The organism is Rhodoferax mekongensis, assembly GCF_032191775.1.
Taxonomy (GTDB): domain Bacteria; phylum Pseudomonadota; class Gammaproteobacteria; order Burkholderiales; family Burkholderiaceae_C; genus Allorhodoferax; species Allorhodoferax mekongensis.
The window spans coordinates 1,907,672-1,924,577 of record NZ_CP132507.1 but is presented as its reverse complement, the minus strand read 5'-3'; the positions used below and the strand labels follow the sequence as shown (position 1 = coordinate 1,924,577).

12 protein-coding genes and 1 riboswitch are annotated in these 16,906 nt (G+C 62.0%); of the genes, 4 read left to right on the top strand and 8 right to left on the bottom strand.

The window, feature by feature from the left end:
• Positions 1-76: 76 nt before the first annotated feature.
• The 3 genes from dxs to RAN89_RS09305 all read right to left on the bottom strand — a co-directional run bounded on the left by dxs (position 77) and on the right by RAN89_RS09305 (position 3,244).
• The gene (gene dxs / locus RAN89_RS09315; RefSeq protein WP_313869298.1) at positions 77-1,972 is read right to left on the bottom strand and encodes a 1-deoxy-D-xylulose-5-phosphate synthase; all 1,896 of its coding nucleotides are present in this window, start codon (positions 1,970-1,972) and stop codon (positions 77-79) included.
• Between the two features lie 82 nt (positions 1,973-2,054).
• On the bottom strand, positions 2,055-2,984 hold the full coding sequence (locus RAN89_RS09310) for a polyprenyl synthetase family protein (protein ID WP_313869297.1): 930 nt from the start codon (positions 2,982-2,984) through the stop codon (positions 2,055-2,057).
• A gap of 14 nt (positions 2,985-2,998) precedes the next feature.
• Positions 2,999-3,244 (bottom strand): exodeoxyribonuclease VII small subunit, encoded by a 246-nt coding sequence (locus tag RAN89_RS09305; RefSeq protein WP_313869296.1) that lies wholly within the window; start codon positions 3,242-3,244, stop codon positions 2,999-3,001.
• A gap of 198 nt (positions 3,245-3,442) precedes the next feature.
• Here RAN89_RS09305 and RAN89_RS09300 point away from each other — a divergent pair, with 198 nt between their 5' ends.
• From RAN89_RS09300 to RAN89_RS09285, 4 genes are all read left to right on the top strand, one after another.
• Positions 3,443-4,615: an aromatic ring-hydroxylating oxygenase subunit alpha gene (locus RAN89_RS09300; RefSeq protein WP_313869295.1), complete on the top strand. Its 1,173-nt coding sequence runs from the start codon at positions 3,443-3,445 to the stop codon at positions 4,613-4,615.
• A 75-nt stretch (positions 4,616-4,690) separates the two neighbouring features.
• On the top strand, positions 4,691-5,578 hold the full coding sequence (locus tag RAN89_RS09295) for a DMT family transporter (protein WP_313869294.1): 888 nt from the start codon (positions 4,691-4,693) through the stop codon (positions 5,576-5,578).
• A gap of 803 nt (positions 5,579-6,381) precedes the next feature.
• Positions 6,382-7,251, top strand: a complete 870-nt coding sequence (locus RAN89_RS09290; protein WP_313869293.1) for a sulfurtransferase — start codon at positions 6,382-6,384, stop codon at positions 7,249-7,251.
• A gap of 23 nt (positions 7,252-7,274) precedes the next feature.
• On the top strand, positions 7,275-9,458 hold the full coding sequence (locus RAN89_RS09285; protein WP_313869292.1) for an ATP-binding protein: 2,184 nt from the start codon (positions 7,275-7,277) through the stop codon (positions 9,456-9,458).
• 22 nt (positions 9,459-9,480) lie between these two features.
• On the opposite strand, the gene RAN89_RS09280 is transcribed toward RAN89_RS09285, so the two are convergent.
• The 5 genes from RAN89_RS09280 to RAN89_RS09260 all read right to left on the bottom strand — a co-directional run bounded on the left by RAN89_RS09280 (position 9,481) and on the right by RAN89_RS09260 (position 16,886).
• Entirely contained in the window at positions 9,481-10,059 is a 579-nt protein-coding gene (locus RAN89_RS09280; protein ID WP_313869291.1) for a TMEM165/GDT1 family protein, read from the bottom strand.
• A gap of 6 nt (positions 10,060-10,065) precedes the next feature.
• Positions 10,066-10,246: riboswitch (yybP-ykoY riboswitch) on the bottom strand.
• On the bottom strand, positions 10,240-13,362 hold the full coding sequence (locus RAN89_RS09275; protein WP_313869290.1) for an efflux RND transporter permease subunit: 3,123 nt from the start codon (positions 13,360-13,362) through the stop codon (positions 10,240-10,242). (Overlaps the previous riboswitch by 7 nt.)
• Positions 13,363-13,454: 92 nt before the next feature.
• Entirely contained in the window at positions 13,455-14,648 is a 1,194-nt protein-coding gene (locus RAN89_RS09270; protein ID WP_313869289.1) for an efflux RND transporter periplasmic adaptor subunit, read from the bottom strand.
• 73 nt (positions 14,649-14,721) lie between these two features.
• The gene (locus RAN89_RS09265) at positions 14,722-16,152 is read right to left on the bottom strand and encodes an efflux transporter outer membrane subunit (RefSeq protein WP_313869288.1); all 1,431 of its coding nucleotides are present in this window, start codon (positions 16,150-16,152) and stop codon (positions 14,722-14,724) included.
• A gap of 5 nt (positions 16,153-16,157) precedes the next feature.
• Positions 16,158-16,886: a CerR family C-terminal domain-containing protein gene (locus RAN89_RS09260; RefSeq protein ID WP_313869287.1), complete on the bottom strand. Its 729-nt coding sequence runs from the start codon at positions 16,884-16,886 to the stop codon at positions 16,158-16,160.
• Between the last annotated feature and the right edge of the window lie 20 nt (positions 16,887-16,906).

Genomic DNA, 16,906 nt, shown 5'->3' with positions numbered 1-16,906 from the left:
AACAGGCTCTTTTCAACAGGCATTCAGCTTCCTGCAAGCCAAGCCTCGCAAGCTGCGGGCTTGACTGACATCAGTCTTACACAACGCGCACGAGGTGCGTCAGCAAATTGCCGAATCGTTGGCGCACAGACGCTTGGATGCCGGCGGCATCCAGCCCCTGCATTTGCAGCAGATATGCAGGGTCACCATGCTCAATAAACTCATCCGCCAGGCCCAGCTGAAGGACTGGGATGGACAGCTTGGCTGCCTGCAGAGCTTCAAGAACTGCGCTGCCTGCGCCTCCCATGGTGGCGCCCTCTTCCACCGTCACCAATGCACTGTGCGTGGCCGCCACTTGCAGCAGCAACTCGGTGTCCAAAGGCTTGGCCCAGCGCATATTCACCACCGTGGCGCCCAATGCTTCGGCAGCCACAAGCGCCGGATACAGCAAAGTACCGAACGCCAGAATGGCGATGTTGCCACCCTGCTTGCGGATCTCACCTTTAGCAAAAGGCAAACCTTCCAAAGAACTGCTGACTGCCACACCGGCGCCACTGCCACGCGGATAACGCACGGCCACCGGATGGTTTTGCGCATATGCAGTACTGAGCAACTGACGGCATTCGTTTTCATCCGCGGGGCAGGCAACGCTCATGTTGGGAATGCAGCGCAGGAAAGGAATGTCATAGGCACCGGCGTGGGTGGCTCCGTCAGCACCTACCAAGCCTGCACGGTCCAGCGCAAACACGACTGGCAGGTTTTGCAGCGCCACGTCATGAATCAACTGGTCGTAGGCACGCTGAAGGAAGGTGGAATAAATCGCCACCACCGGCTTGAGACCCTCGGTGGCCAGTCCACCTGCAAAGGTCACAGCGTGCTGCTCAGCAATGCCCACATCAAAGTAACGCTGGGGGAAACGCTTTTCAAACTCCACCATGCCTGAGCCCTCGCGCATGGCGGGAGTAATGCCTACCAAGCGCTCGTCAGCGGCCGCCATGTCGCACAACCACTGGCCGAATACCTGGGTAAACGTAGTTTTGGCAGGCGTGGCGGATTTCACCAGCCCCACGGCGGGGTCAAACTTGCCCGGGCCGTGGTAGGCCACCGGGTCCGCCTCAGCCAGCTTGTAGCCCTGGCCTTTTTTGGTCACCACGTGCAGGAACTGCGGGCCTTTGAGCTGCTTGATGTTCTCCAGCGTCGGGATGAGCGAGTCGAGGTCATGCCCGTCGATGGGGCCTATGTAGTTAAAGCCGAATTTTTCAAACAGCGTGGCCGGCACCACCATGCCCTTGGCCTGTTCTTCGAGGCGCTTGGCCAGCTCAAACAAGGGCGGCGCGCCCTTGAGCACGCTCTTGCCCACGCTTTTGGCAGCCGCATAAAACTGACCACTCATCAACTGGGCCAGGTAGCGGTTCAGCGCGCCTACGGGCGGGCTGATGCTCATGTCGTTGTCATTCAGGATCACCAGCAAGCGGCAGTCCTCGACACCTGCGTTGTTCAGGGCCTCAAAAGCCATGCCGGCAGTCATGGCGCCGTCGCCGATCACTGCGACCGAATAGCGGTCTTCGCCCTTGATGCGGGAGGCCAGCGCCATACCCAGTGCGGCAGAAATCGAGGTGCTGGAGTGGGCAGTGCCAAAGGTGTCGTACTCGCTCTCATCACGGCGGGGAAAGCCGGACAAGCCGCCGAACTGGCGCAGGCTGTCCATGCGGTCGCGACGGCCGGTCAGAATTTTGTGCGGGTAGGTCTGGTGACCCACGTCCCAAACGATGCGGTCATCCGGCGTATTGAACACGTAATGCAATGCCACCGTCAGCTCCACAGTGCCGAGGTTGGAGCTCAGGTGCCCACCCGTGCGGGCCACGCTGTGCAACAGGTAGTTGCGCAACTCGTCCGCAAGCGTCCGCAATTGCGGACGCTGCAACTGCCGCAAGGCGGCCGGATCGTCGATGGTGGCCAACAAGGGCGTTGCGGAGGGATTGCTGGATGACATTTGCTATTCTTTTAGTAGCTACTCGCGCACATTCCATGAGCGCCAGAGACCGATTTCATATAAATAATTGCTCGCCTGTCTTTCAATGGGCGCGGTGCACCACCATGCCGGCCAGCGCCCGCAGGGCAGCGGTATCGGGCAGACCGCTGGCATCGAGCGCGTCCAGCGCTTGGGTGTACAGGCTGAGCGCGTAGTCGCGGCTGGCTTGCAGGCCCATCAGGGACACATAGGTGGGTTTGTCGTTGTCGGCATCCTTGCCGGCGGTCTTGCCCAGCGTCGCAGAATCTGCTGTCACGTCCAGAATGTCGTCCACCACCTGGAACGCCAGACCAATCGCGGCGCCATAAGCCTCCAGCGCAGACAGCACTTTGGCGGTGGGTTGGGCACATTCGGCCCCCATCACCACACTGCCTTGCAGCAAGGCACCGGTTTTGAGCTGGTGCATTTCGCGCAACTGATTTTCCGTGAGTGGCAGGCCCACGCTGGCCAGGTCGATCGCTTGGCCACCGGCCATGCCGGAACTGCCGGCCGCACGGGCCAACAAACCACACAAACGAGCCTGCACCTCACAAGATACGGAGCCATCCAAGGGCGTCAAAAATTCAAAGGCCAGCGCCTGCAAAGCGTCACCGGCCAGCAAGGCACTGGCTTCGCCGAACTGCACATGCACGGTGGGTTTGCCACGGCGCAACACATCGTTGTCCATACAGGGCATGTCGTCATGCACCAGCGAGTAGGCGTGAATCAGTTCAACCGCGCAGGCAGCCCGCAAAGCCGCGGCATCACAGCCATGGCCCAATTCAGCGACCGCTTCGTGGGCGGCCAGCACCAGCAAGGGCCGCAAGCGCTTACCACCGTCGAGCACGGCGTAGCGCATGGCTTCTACCAAAGCGGCAGGCGCTCCATGGTCCACACCCTGCGGCGCATCGGCGGTGATCCAGGCTTCCAAGGCGCGCTCCACGCGGTCCAGGCGCACGCGCATCCAGCTATCCAGATCAAAATCAACTGTCATGTCTGCAGCCTGGCTCATTGGGCTTTCCAAGGTTTCAACACACCGTCGTCCAGCACCTTGATCTGTTCTTCCACCGCCTGCAGCTTGTCGCGGCAGTGCTGCAACAGCGCGGCACCGCGCTGGTAGTTGGTGAGCAGCTGGTCCAAGGGCAGGTCGCCGGACTCCAGGCGCGCAACCAGCCCTTCCAGTTCGGCCATGGCCGCTTCATAGGTGGCGGGGAGCGCGGTGGCGTCGGGGTGAGAGGGGCTGGCCTTGGGCATGGGTGGAGCGGAGTGAAGCAAACCGCGATTTTAGGCGCATAGCGCATGGGTCACTGTCTCTAAAGACGACCGGCCTTCACGGGGTGCGGGTACAATCGCCCGTCCCGCTTCCGGCCACCCGCCTCTGGGCTGGCCGGCTCCCATTCACCGCGCACTTTGGTGCATCCCCCTGTGGGGAGTCTTTAGGTCAGGTCACCCATGTCTGATTTAAGTCTTCAACTGCAGCAGGCGAACAGCCAACTACCAGTTTCGAGCTACTTTGACCCGGCGCTCTACGCGCTTGAAATGCAAAGTATCTTTCAGCAAGGGCCCCGCTATGTGGGGCACTCTTTGAGCGTCCCCCACGTCGGGGATTACTACGCCTTGCCCCAGGAAAACGGGGGCCGCGCGCTGGTGCGCAATGCCGGTGGCATTGAACTCATCTCCAACGTCTGCCGCCACCGCCAGGCCATCATGCTCAAAGGGCGTGGCTCGCTCACGCACAGCGGCAGCCAGGTGCAAAGCGGCAACATCGTCTGCCCGCTACACCGCTGGACCTACAGCGGCGCCCACGCCGGGCAGAACGGCAGCCAGAGCGGAACGCTGATCGGCGCGCCCCACTTCGCCCACGACCCCTGCCTGAACCTCAACAACTACAAGCTGCAGGAATGGAACGGCCTGCTGTTTGAAGACGCACGTGCCCAAGGTGGTGTGGACGTGGCAGCCCAACTGGCGAACATGGGCCCGCGTGCCGACTTGAGCTTTGAGGGCTATGTGCTCGACAAGGTAGAGATGCACGAGTGCAACTACAACTGGAAGACCTTTATTGAGGTATATCTGGAGGACTACCACGTAGGCCCCTTCCACCCAGGGCTAGGCCAGTTTGTGACCTGTGACGACCTGCGCTGGGAGTTCAAGGACAACTACTCGGTGCAAACCGTGGGCGTGGCCAACCGTCTGGGCAAGGCCGGCAGCCCCACCTACGAGCGCTGGCACAAGGCCCTGCTGGGCTACCGCAACAACGTTCCCCCGCAGTACGGCGCCATCTGGCTGACCTACTACCCCCACATCATGGTGGAGTGGTACCCGCATGTGCTGACCGTGTCCACCCTGTTCCCCATGGGCGTGAACAAAACCATGAATATGGTGGAGTTCTATTACCCCGAAGAAATTGCCGCCTTCGAGCGCGAGTTTGTGGAGGCCCAGCAGGCCGCCTACATGGAAACCTGTATCGAAGACGACGAAATCGGCGAGCGCATGGACGCCGGCCGCCGCGCCCTGTTTGACCGCGGCGACAACGAAGTCGGCCCCTACCAAAGCCCCATGGAAGACGGCATGCAGCACTTCCACGAGTGGTACCGGCGCAAGCTGGGCAGCGCCGTCGGCGGCTGAACACTTACTATCAAAAACATAGCTGCTCGCGCACACTCCATGGGCGCCAGCAGCTCTTTTTATTACTAAACACCTATGCAAGCTCTGTGGATGGTCCTGGCCTCGTTCTGGTTCGCGCTGATGGCGGTGGGCATCAAGTACGCGTCCAACAGCTTCGGCACTTTTGAGCTGGTGTTCTACCGGGGCCTGGTGAGCATTGTGTTCATGGGCATCGTGGTGCGGGCGAGTGGCTCCACCCTGCGCACCCCGGTGCCGCTGATGCACGTGTGGCGCAGCACCATCGGTGTGGTGTCTCTGGGCAGCTGGTTTTACGCCATTGCCCACCTGCCACTGGCCACAGCCATGACACTGAACTACATGAGCGGCGTGTGGGTGGCTGCCTTTGTGGTGGGCGGTGCCCTGCTCTACGGCAAAGAGCAACCACAGGGCGCGCTCCTGGGCACGGTGCTGATGGGCTTTGTGGGCGTGGTCATGACCCTGCGCCCCACCATCGACCAGAACCAGCTGTTTGCCGGCTTGATCGGCCTACTCTCCGGCTTGGGTGCGGCCTTGGCCTACATGCAGGTAACGGCGCTCGGCAAGGCCGGCGAGCCTGAAGAGCGCACCGTGTTTTACTTCTCGGTAGGCAGCGCGGTGGTCGGCGCTGTGGGCATTGCCTTCACGGGCTTCACCCCATGGAGCGAGGTGGATTGGCGGGATGCCGTCTGGGTCATTCCCATCGGCGTGCTGGCGTCCTTGGGTCAATGGTGCATGACCCGCGCCTACCGCAAAGGCGCCACGCTAGTGGTGGCCAGCATGCAGTATTCGGGCATTGTGTTCGGCGCCGTGTTCAGCCTAGCCTTGTTCGGCGACCAGATCCCCATGATCGGCTGGATCGGCATTGCGGTCATCGTGGCCAGCGGTGTGCTGGCGACCGTGCTGCGCACACGATTGCTGCCGCATACGCCGGCTGAGGAGCACTGAGAGGTGAGATTGACGCGGACTGAGCTGATTTAACGTCGAAGCTCAGGGACGCACCGCTTGCGGCGCGTCCCCTGGAGCGGTGGGTTGGGCATCCGAACCGTCTGACCACCATTTGAAACCCACGGATATTGAGCACTTGCTGCCGATAGCCGTTACCTCAGCATTGCCGCTCCGTGTGCCTTTAACGTGTGGCATTACGAGTGCCTGTGCGTTGCCTAGCGCATCAACCTGCAGGTTTCCTGCGCCCCTTTCATTTTCAGAGACTGAATGAAAACGAACGGTCTCGTTGGGCTGAAATCCAGAGTAGGAGAACACAACGGTTGAACGATTAGCGAATACCGAAGTCATTGAGACCGTGCAACTGCCATCGCCCCTAAACCGTATTGTGTCATCTCGAAGGGGTGACGCAACGCATGTTGCTGCCCCAAGTATCAGAGCCGAGGTCATCGCACCAAGGAGGTAATGAGGGTTCACATGTATGCCCAACGTGTTATGGACGTCAAACAGGTCTTATGAACAACGTTGCGACTGATCATGACCGCCTCCCAGCGTTTTGTTTAAGTGCTTGATTTATAACTGACTTTGGGAGGTTGGCAGCGAATGCCCACCAACGAAAAACCCGCCAAACCCTGCCAACCTGCTTATGAACAAAGCCGCTGACTGATGAACAAGTTCGCGGACGCGGACTTAAAGCGTTGATTCCACTTGGTCTTTTGAAAGCAGCCCTGTTATCGCTAGATATAAAAATCCCGCAAACCCTGCAAGCAATCTTCAGGGTGACGCAAATAGATAATCGCAACACCATGCCCTATACCACCCTGATCTCCGTCGCCCAGCTGCAATCCCTGCAGGCCAGCGCTACGCCTGCCGTCGTTTTCGACTGCAGCTGCGACCTGATGCAGCCCGAAAAGGGCCCTGCCCAATATGCCGAGAGCCATATTGCCGGCGCCCTCTACGCCCACTTGGACAACAACCTGAGCGCCAAGGGCGACCCAGCTATCACGGGCGCACAGTCGGGCGGGCGTCACCCCCTCCCATCCCGCGAAACGTTCGCCCAATGGCTGGGCAGCGTGGGCCTCAAGAACACTGACCAGGTGGTGGTGTATGACCGCCAAGGCGCCAACTACTGCGGCCGTCTGTGGTGGATGCTCAAGTGGTTGGGCCACGCGAATGTGGCCGTGCTGGACGGCGGCTTTCAGGCCTGGCAGGCCGCAGGTGGTGCGGTGGCCAGCGGCGAGGAGCCAGCGCGCGCACCAAGCACCTTTGCGGTCTCCGACGCGCTGGTCGTATTGCGCAGCAGCGACCATGTGCTGGCCCATCTGGGCAAGCCCACCCAGCATGTATTGGACGCCCGTGGAGCGCCCCGCTTCCGCGGTGAAGTGGAGCCGATTGACCCGGTCGCCGGCCACATCCCTGGCGCCTTGAACCGGGTGTTCAGCAACAACTTGGGCGCCGATGGCTTCTTCAAGCCGGCGGCTGTGCTGCGTGCTGAATTTGAAGCCTTGCTGGGCCAGCGCCAGCCTGAGGACGTGGTGCACCACTGCGGCAGTGGCGTGAGTGCGGTGCCCAACATCCTCGCCATGGAGATTGCCGGCTTGCAAGGCAGCGCCTTGTTTGCCGGCAGCTGGAGCGAGTGGTGCAACCGGCCGGGCTTCCCGGTAGCGCAAGGCTGAGCGCCCGCTTACACTGCGGCCTCATGATCCTGCCGAGCCTCAGCCTTCCCGCCAAGCGCCTGGCCGCCGACCTGATGGTGGTGCTGGGCGTGGTGGCAGCAGGGCTGTTGAGTACGGCTGCGGTCTACAGCAACTTGCGGGAAGCAGAGGCCCTGCGGATTTACGAGCAGCGCAGCGCACTGGCCGAAACTGTACTCGGCGCCTTGGACCACGATTCGACCAGCACCATCGAAGCCGTGCGCGGTGCCGCCCTCATGGCCGAAATGCAGCCTGCCATGACCCGGGCCCAGTTCGACCTGTACGCCAACCGCCTCAAAGTGGCGCATCCCACCGTAGCAGCCCTTGAGTGGCAAAAAATGGAAGCTTTGGAGGGCTTTGTTTTCCCGACGAACCTGAAAGAGTGGACGCACCAGGCCCGCCCCCTGTTGGATGAGGCCCAGAAAGACGCGCGGGTCGTAGGCACACCCATTGCCACCGGTGCATTTGCTGCCGTCACACCTTTGGCAGAAGGCGCCAAGCCTGCCGTGATCATCACCGTCCCGGTGTACCAGCGCAATGCGGATACGGACAGCATCAGCCGCCATATCGGCTTCATCAATGCGCTGGTGGATGTCGGTACGCTGGCCCGGAACGCGGCCTATCAGGCAGAGGCCGCAGGCAATGAGTTGATCGTCCGCGACAGAGAGACTGAGGGTGATGCCCCCTTGTTCACCTCGATGGGAGCCGCGGCACATACGCCGGGGCATGACAAAGACGGCGCCCACCGGGAAAGCGCCGATTACGCCCTGGAGTTGAACTTCGGTTCCCGCAATTGGGAACTGATGCTGCACCCCAAACCCGAATTGCTGAGTTCAGGCTGGGTACATCAGGCCACCTTCGCAATGGTGCTGGGCTTGCTGGTCACCGCCCTGCTCACCATTTTGTTGACACGAAGCCAAATCAACCGCAGACGATCTGAAACCGCCATCGCGCACGAACAGGCCTTGCGGGATGAATTGCTGGCAGAGCAATACCGCCTGAAAGAGGTGGTGGAAAGCACCGGCGTTGCCATCTGGGAATACGACCTGGTCCATCGCTTCCTCAGCGTCAGTGAGCGCTGGCACGTAGTCAGCGGCTACAGCCGCGAGGAACTGGGTGACAACGTGCTTGCGAGCTGGTTGTCCATGGTTCACCCCGAGGATCAACCCCGCATCAGTGCAACTTTCGCGAACCTCGCGAACCACCAGGGCGACCGCTTTGAATACGAATACCGTATGCGCCAGAAAGACGGCCAATGGATGTGGGTCCAATCCCTGGCCCACATCGTGGCGCGGGATGGGAATGGCCAACCGATCAAAGTTGCCGGCATCAACCTGGAGGTTACCCAGCAAAAAGAAGCAGAGATCCGCATCCACGCCCTCAACGCCAGCCTCGAGGCCCAGATGCAGGAAGCCATGGCGCGCAGTGAAGCACGCGCCACGCTGGGCACCCTGATTGCCAGTGTGTCGCACGAAATGGCGACACCCATGGGCAACAGCATGATGACGGCCAGCACCCTGGTGGCCCAGGCCAACCAGTTTGAGCAGCAAATGGTGGCGGGCACCTTGAAGCGCTCGGAATTGGCGCAGTTTGTCGGCCAAGTGCAAAGCGGTAATGAACTGCTGCTGCGCAACCTCGAGCGCGCAGTGGAACTACTCAAGAATTTCCGCCAGGTAGCAGCCGACCAGGCCAGCGAGCAACGCCGCACCTTCGACCTGCAACAGGGCTTGCGCGAGATTTTGGACACGCTGGCGCCCAGCCTCAAACGCCAAAGCCACCGTGTCATGCTGGACGCGCCCGAGGGTATCCGCATGGACAGCTACCCCGGTCCGCTGGGCCAGGTCCTCATCAACCTCATCAACAACGCTTACCTGCATGCCTTCGAAGGCATGGAGCACGGCGAAGTCCGCATCAGTGCCACTGCCGATGAAACCCAAGTCACCCTCGTTTGCACCGATAACGGCCGCGGCATTGCCCCGGACACCTTGGAAAAAATGTTCCAGCCCTTCTTCAGTACCCGCATCGGCCGCGGCGGCACTGGGCTGGGTATGTCCATCGTCGAAAACCTGGTGAAAGCAACCCTGGGCGGCACCCTGGAAGTGCTGTCCACGTTGGGCCACGGCACCACCGTCACCATCACGCTGCCGCGCAGCGCACCCGAACCCCGGCAGGAAGAGGAAGGCGCCTGAGGCGCCCCACTCCGCTCTTTCCTTAAAAGCCGAAACCTGAGCCGGCCCCCAGCAAGGTGGCGATACCCAAGACGGCAAAAATGGCTGCCGCAATCGAGTGCACCAGCTTCATCGGGATCTTGTTGGCGAGCTTGTCTCCGGCAAACACTGCTGGCACGTCGGCAATCAACATACCCAGGGTGGTGCCGATGACCACCATCACCGGTGTCGCGTAGTGGGCGGCCATGGCCACGGTAGCGATCTGTGTCTTGTCACCCATCTCGGCCAGGAAGAACGTAATCAGCGTGGCACCGAACACTCCGAAGCGTCCGGCAATCCGGGTTTCTTCGTCTTCAATCTTGTCGGGGATCAGCGTCCAGATGGCCATGCCCAGAAAGGACGCACCAAGCACCCAGCGCAGCACGCCGGGGCTGATGGCGGAGGTGATCCAGGCCCCCAAAGCTCCGGCCAACCCATGGTTCACGATGGTGGCTGCCAGAATGCCCAGCACGATAGGCAATGGCTTTTTGAAACGGGCCGCGAGGATGAAAGCAAGGAGTTGGGTTTTGTCACCGATTTCGGCCAGAGCGACCACACCGGTAGAGACGAGAAGGGATTCCATGAGCGCGAGTTCCAAGGCCGGTAGAAGACAAATGACCACGGCACATCACCGGCCAAGGCGGATGTGCGGTGGTCAAAGGTCTTGCCAAGACTGAACTGCTGGCGCCAGGGTCTGCGGACCCAGTGTGTTGACGCAAGCCTCTTGCAACGCAAGAGAGGCTACTCCCCAATGACAGAACCCCTATTGTACCGGCTTCGTCTCCGCGGCGGGTTTCTCGCGCAACACCCAGCGCTTCAAGCGGCCCAACAGATGCTCCAGATCGTCCACTACCGTGAACACCGATGGGATCACCAAGAGGCTGAGCACGGTGGACGTGATCAGCCCGCCGATGACCGCGACCGCCATCGGACTGCGGAAGCTGCTGTCTGCAGCACCCCAGCCCACGGCCAGCGGCACCATGCCCGCTCCCATGGCGATAGTGGTCATCACAATCGGCCGCGCACGCTTGTGGCAGGCGTCAATGAGCGCGTCAAACCGGCTCATGGGCGCCGCAACGGGGTGACCATCACTGCCATCGCTACCCCGGCGCGCCAGGATCGCGTACTCCACCAACAAGATGGAATTCTTGGTCGCAATGCCCATGAGCATGATGAGCCCGATAAGGGACGGCATGGAGAAGCTCTGGTTCACCACCAGCAAGCCCACAAACGCGCCACCCAAGGACAGTGGCAGCGCCGCCAGAATAGTGAAGGGCTGCAAGAAGTCCTTGAACAACAGCACCAGCACGATGTAGATGCACAGCACCCCGGTCAGCATGGCCAGGCCGAAGCTGGCAAACAGCTCGCCCATGACTTCAGCGTCACCCAACGCCAACTGCTTCACGCCGGGCGGCAGGTTGGTGATCGAGGGCAGCTTTTGCACGGCCTCTGTCACATCGCCCAGCGGCGCGCCGGAGAGCTCGACTTCAAAGGTGATGTTGCGTGAGCGGTTCAGGCGGTCGATCACCGCCGGGCCACCGGCCACTTCGAGCGTCGCCACCTGACTCAGCATGACAGGGCCTTTGACGCCGGGCACCGCGAGTCGGCCCAGCAAGTCCAGGTCCTGTCGCGCGGAGTCATCCAGCTTCACCACAATCGGTACTTGCCGCTGGCTGAGGTTGAGCTTGGCCAGTGATGTGTCGTAGTCACCCACCGTCGCAATGCGTAAGGTCTCGCCAATAGAGGCACTGGTGACACCCAAGTCAGCCGCCTTCGCGAAGTCGGGGCGCACTGCAATTTCAGAGCGGATCAAACTCGCGCTGGAGGTGATGCTGCCCAAGCCGGGAATGGTGCGCAAATCGCGCTCCACCGCAGCGGCAGCACTGGCCAAGGCCAAGGGGTCTTCGCCGGTCAGCACCAGTTGGTACTTCTCGCCACTGCCGCCCAAGCCCACCTTGCTGCGGATGCCGGGCACTTCGGCCATGGCCGCGCGGATGGCGTTTTCAATGCCTTGCTTGCGGGGGCGCTTGCCACGCTCTGTCAGCAACACCGTGAGCGTGGCCTTGCGGACCTCGGTGGTTCCCGGAGGCGCGAACGGGTCGGAGCCTGCTGCACCACCACCGATGGTGGTGTAAATGCTCTGGATGTGATCGACCTTGCCCAGCAACTGACGGGCATGCTCCGCCGCATCGCGCGTTTGCTTCAAGGTGGAGCCCGGTGGCAACTCGATATAGACCTGCGTCTGCGAGTTGTCATCCGGCGGGATGAAGCCGGTGGGCAACAGGGGAATCAGCATGATGGAGCCCACAAAGAAAGCCGCTGCGGCACCCATGGTGATCCAGCGGTGGCTCAGTGCCCATTTGCTGGCGCGCATGTAGGCGCCCATCCAGAACGGGTCTTTGTGTTCGCGCGGGCTGCGCTTCATGATGTAGGCGGCCATCATGGGCGTCAGCACCCGGGCAACTACCAACGATGCAAACACCGCCAGTGCCGCCGTCCAACCGAATTGCTTGAAGAACTTCCCGGGAATGCCGCTCATGAACGCGGTGGGTAGAAACACCGCAATCAGGGTGAAGGTCGTCGCCACCACGGCAAGGCCGATCTCGTCAGCCGCTTCCATGGCCGCCTGGTAAGGCGTCTTGCCCATGTTCAGGTGGCGTTCGATGTTCTCGACCTCCACAATCGCATCGTCGACCAGCACGCCGATCACCAATGAGAGCGCGAGCAGCGTCACGGTATTGATGGTGAAGCCCAGATACGCCATGCCGATAAAGGCAGGAATCGCGGACAAGGGCAAAGCCACCGCAGACACAAAAGTCGCACGCCAGTTGCGCAGGAACAACCACACCACAATCACCGCCAGCAAGGCGCCTTCGTAGAGCATGGTCATGGAGGCGTCAAACTCTTCGGCCACGGGCTTCACAAAGTCAAAGGCCTGGGTCAGCTCGATGTCGGGGTGCTGGGCCTTGAGTTCGTCCAAAGCTGCATTCACTGCGGCTCCGACTTCCACCTCGCTGGCACCTTTGCTGCGGGTGATCTCAAATCCCACCACCGGCACGCCGTTAAGCAGCGCGGCTGCGCGGGGCTCGGCAATCGTGTCTTTGACGGTGGCTACTTGGTCGAGGCGCACGCGCTGTCCGTTGGACAGGGTGAGCTCCAGATTGGCCAGCTCTTCGGCGGTTTTGACAGTGGCCAAGGTACGCATGGGCTGCTCGCTACCACCCAGGTCGGCGCGGCCACCTGCGCTCTCGGTTTGCACCTGTTTGAGCTGGCGAGAAATGTCCGCAGCGGTAGCGCCCAGGCCTTGCAGCTTCATGGGGTCGAGGGCGACCTCCACCTCGCGGGTCACCCCGCCCACGCGCACCACTGAGCCCACGCCCTTCACGCCCAACAGGCGGCGTGAAACGGTGTTGTCCACAAACCAGCTCAGCGCTTCGTCATCCATCTTGGACGAGCGGATGGTGAGCGCCAAAATGGGCGCGCCCGACAGGTTCACCTTGTTGATCACCGGATCGCGCACATCGCTCGGGAGCTCACTGCGCACGCCCTGCACGGCGCTACGCACTTCGTCCAGCGCTTCTTGGGTGGGCTTCTCCAAGCGGAATTCGGCGGTGATGGAAACACCACCGTCTTGCACCTTGGTGTAGATATTTTTCAGGCCCTGGATGGACGCAATCGCGTTTTCCAGCTTGCGGGCCACTTCGGTTTCCAGCTGGGCCGGCGCCGCACCGGGCAGGCTGGCCGAGATGGTGATGTTGGGCAGCTCCAGGTCAGGGAACTGCTGCACCTTCATGCTGTTGAAAGCCAGCATGCCTGCGAAGGTCAGCATCACAAAGAGCATGACCGCCGGTATGGGGTTTTTGATCGACCACGAGGAGACGTTCATACCGCCTCCTGCCGAGCCGCCTCAAAGGAGGCGGGCGCCCCCTCGGGGGGCAATGAACGCATGTGAATGTGGGGGCTCATATGTTTTGCTCCTTATTTCGTAGCTGCTTGCGCAGGTGCTACGGGCGCTACAGCCGCTTTTGGCTTGGAATCTGTAGCGTCCACCACCTTCACGGTGTCGCCTTCACTCAGGAAACTGCCGCCGCTGGCCACCAGCTTGTCTTCGGGCTTCACGCCGCTTTGGATTTCGATCTGATCACCCACCACGCGGCCGGTCTGCACCTTGAGTTGGCTCACCCGGTTGTCGCTGCCCACGCGGTACACGTAACTGAAACCGTCGCGAACGACGACTGCGGTTTGCGGCACCGTCAATGCGCCGGTGCTGCCCAGCTCAAACTCACCACGGGCATACATGCCGGGCTTGAATGCGCCACCCAGCGACTGGCCGGCCGTCGATGCAGCCAACAAGTCCACATAGACCAAGCCATTGCGGGTGGCAGCATCCACGGTAGGCGCCAGCATGCGCACCTTGCCTTTGGCCTGCACGCCACCGGGAGAGGTGACCAGCACCGTCATGCCGGGCTTGATGCGGGCAAACTCTGCCGAGGTCACTTCACCCCGCCACTCCAGCCGCCCTTGGCGGATGAGCTTGAACATCTCGGTGCCAGCCCCCACCACCGCACCCACACTGGCGCTGCGGGCCGAGATGATGCCGCTGTCGGGCGCGAGCAATTGGGTTTGCTTCAGGCGCAGCAGCTGGGCGTCCAGCTGAGCCTGGGCAGACGCCACACGCGCCTTGGCGGTGGCCTCTTGCGTGAGGTACTGGTTGATCTGCTGGGCGCTGATGGCGCCGGTGCCCTGCACGGCGCGCGCGCGGTCGCCGTTGGCCAACGCTTCGGCTGCATTGGCCTGCGCTTCGTTGAGGCTGGCGCGTGCCAGTGCTACATCGGCTTGCACGCTTTCAGAGGCAAAGGTCGCCAGCACTTGGCCGCGCTTCACGCTGTCGCCCACACCCGCATGCAGCTCGGCCACACGCAGGCCGCTGGCCTCTGAGCCCACACTGGCTTCTTGCCAAGCGGCGACACCGCCGTTGGCAGAAAGCTTGACGGGCAGCTGGCTGCTCTTGGCCTGCACGGTGGATACGGTCAGCGCGGCTTTGGGCGCCGCAGCGGCCTTGGGGGCATCAGCCGCCTGCGTGCGGGTGGCAAAGAGGCCAAGGCCGGCAAGGGTCAGCACACTGGCGGTCAGGAGACCCAGGGTCAGGGGTTTGAATGGAAGTTGGTTCATGGCTTTGCTCTCAAAGAGGTGACAACAAAAAATCGGGGAGTTGTGCGCGAGTTATGCGGGAGTTGTGCGCGACTTAAGGGCGTGACTGATCGGCGGCGCTTGAGGTGGCGTCCGCGTTGAGGCGGTCCGGCTCGAAGCCGCCACCCAGCGCGCGGTAGAGCGACACCCAGGCGCGGTTGCGCTCAAGCCCTAGCGAGAGCTGGGCCGATTCCGCTGCCAGCGCATTGCGGCGTGCGTCTTCCAGCTCCACCAAGCTGGCCAAGCCCTGGCCGTAGCGGGCCTGGGTGGCTGCGAGTGACTCAGCGTAGCCGGCTGTCGCCACAGCGGCATCCTGCTTGCGGGCATCGGTGCTTTGCAGGTTGACCAGTGCCTCTTCCACTTCGCGCACGGCCTGGCGCACCTTGCCGCGGTAGACCGAGACGCTTTGCGCATAGGCCGCTTCGGCAGACACCACATTGGCTTTGCGCTGACCACCGTCAAACAAGGGCAGCGTGACCGCCAAGGGGCCAAAGGACCAGGTATCCAGATTCGTCTCGCGCCCCATGCTGCTGTAGCGCAGGGCACCCACCGAACCGCTCAGGGTCAGGCGCGGGTATCGCTGGGCTTTGGCACTGCCCACTTGGGCGCTGGCGACGATCACGTCGCGCTCAGCTGCAAACACATCGGGACGTTGGGTCAGGGTTTGTGCGGGCACGCTTGCTATGGAAACAGGAGCTGCTTGCGCACGCTCCATGGGCGCTGCAGCCAGTTTTTGTCGGAGATCCTGTTCAGGCAAGCCCGTCAGGGCCACCAGGGCTTTCACATCCAAGTCGCAGGCAGCCTGTTGTTGGGTCACGCGGCTGCTGCCATCGGCAGCGCTGGCACGGGCCAAGGCGGCTACCGAAGGTGCCGCAAAGCCGGCTTTGGCATTGAGCTCGGTCAGGCGTGCGGTTTCCTGGCGGGAGGCTGCGTCTTTGCGCGCTACACCAAGCAACTGGATGCAGGTGGCGTAGCTGTAGTAGGTGGTGGCTACTTCGGCCGCTACTGACACACGCGCGTCGTGCCACTGGGCCTGGGTGCCCTGAAACTGCGCGTCTGCCGCTTTGCTGACGGCGCGGTTGGCACCCACCAGGTCGAGCTCCCAGCTGGCTTGCAGACCTACCGATTGGGTGGTGGCCACCGGGACATCGGGCTGGCTCACGCCACGGCTGGCGCTGACGCTCGCATCCAGCTTGGGCAGCAAAGCGGCGTTGGCAGTGGTGCGCTGCGCGCGGGCGGACTCCACCCTCGCCAGTGCCTGGGCCACATTGGGGCTGACGGCTTGTGCGGCATCAATCAGTTCCACCAACAGCGCATCGCCCTGCTTCTGCCACCACTGGGCCAGCGAGCCTACCGCCCCTTGGTGGGGCAAAGGCGCCTGCCATTGCAAGGCAGGAGCAGCATCGACTTTGGCGGGCGGCATGACGATGGCACATCCGCTGAGTGCCAGTGCCACTGATACGGCAGTGAAGGTTCGTAAATGCATGGGGTTCATGGGGCTTGAAGTGAGATGAATTCAGGGGAATGGGCGGGAGCCGGAGCTTGGGCGCGGCGTCGCAGCGCTTCGGCGTCCACCAGCACCAGGGCATAGGACACCAGACGGTCCAAATAGGCATCCAGCGCCTGCGGGGTATTGACCAGGCCGGGGCGGATCTGGGTGTACAGGTCATTGCCCACATGGAGCATGACGCCCAAGCCACTGATGGTGAAGGCGAGCCTATGGATATCGTCATCCGCTTCAGCGAGCCCGACATGGCGGCAGAGCCCGCGGGTCAGGGCCATGTGGGCGGGGGCAATATTGGTGTCAATCTCGTGCTGCCAGGCGCCGGTAGGCTCCAGCATTTCGCGGAAGCAGAGCTTCATGTACTGCTGCTGGGTGACATGGCCATTCTTGAGCGGCTCCAAAAAGCTGGACAGCAAGCCGCGGATCGCCTGCTCCAGCGTGACGTCGGTGCCCTCCAGTGCCTCGGGGGGCAAGGGCGGGTTGGTGCGCGGGTCAGAAAATACGGCGCGGTACAGACCGGCCTTGTCACCGAAGTAGTAGCTGATGGACGCCACATTGGCCTGCGCAGCCAGGGCAATTTCGCGGATGGAGGTCTTGGCAAAACCCTGCTCCGCAAACAGCTGCAAGGCCGCATCCAGTAGGCGGTTGCGCGCCTCGACCCCATCGCTTCGCATGGGTTTGACGGCGGAAACTGTCTCAGGCAAAGGAATCGGCATGGGGGCCGATTCTACGCATA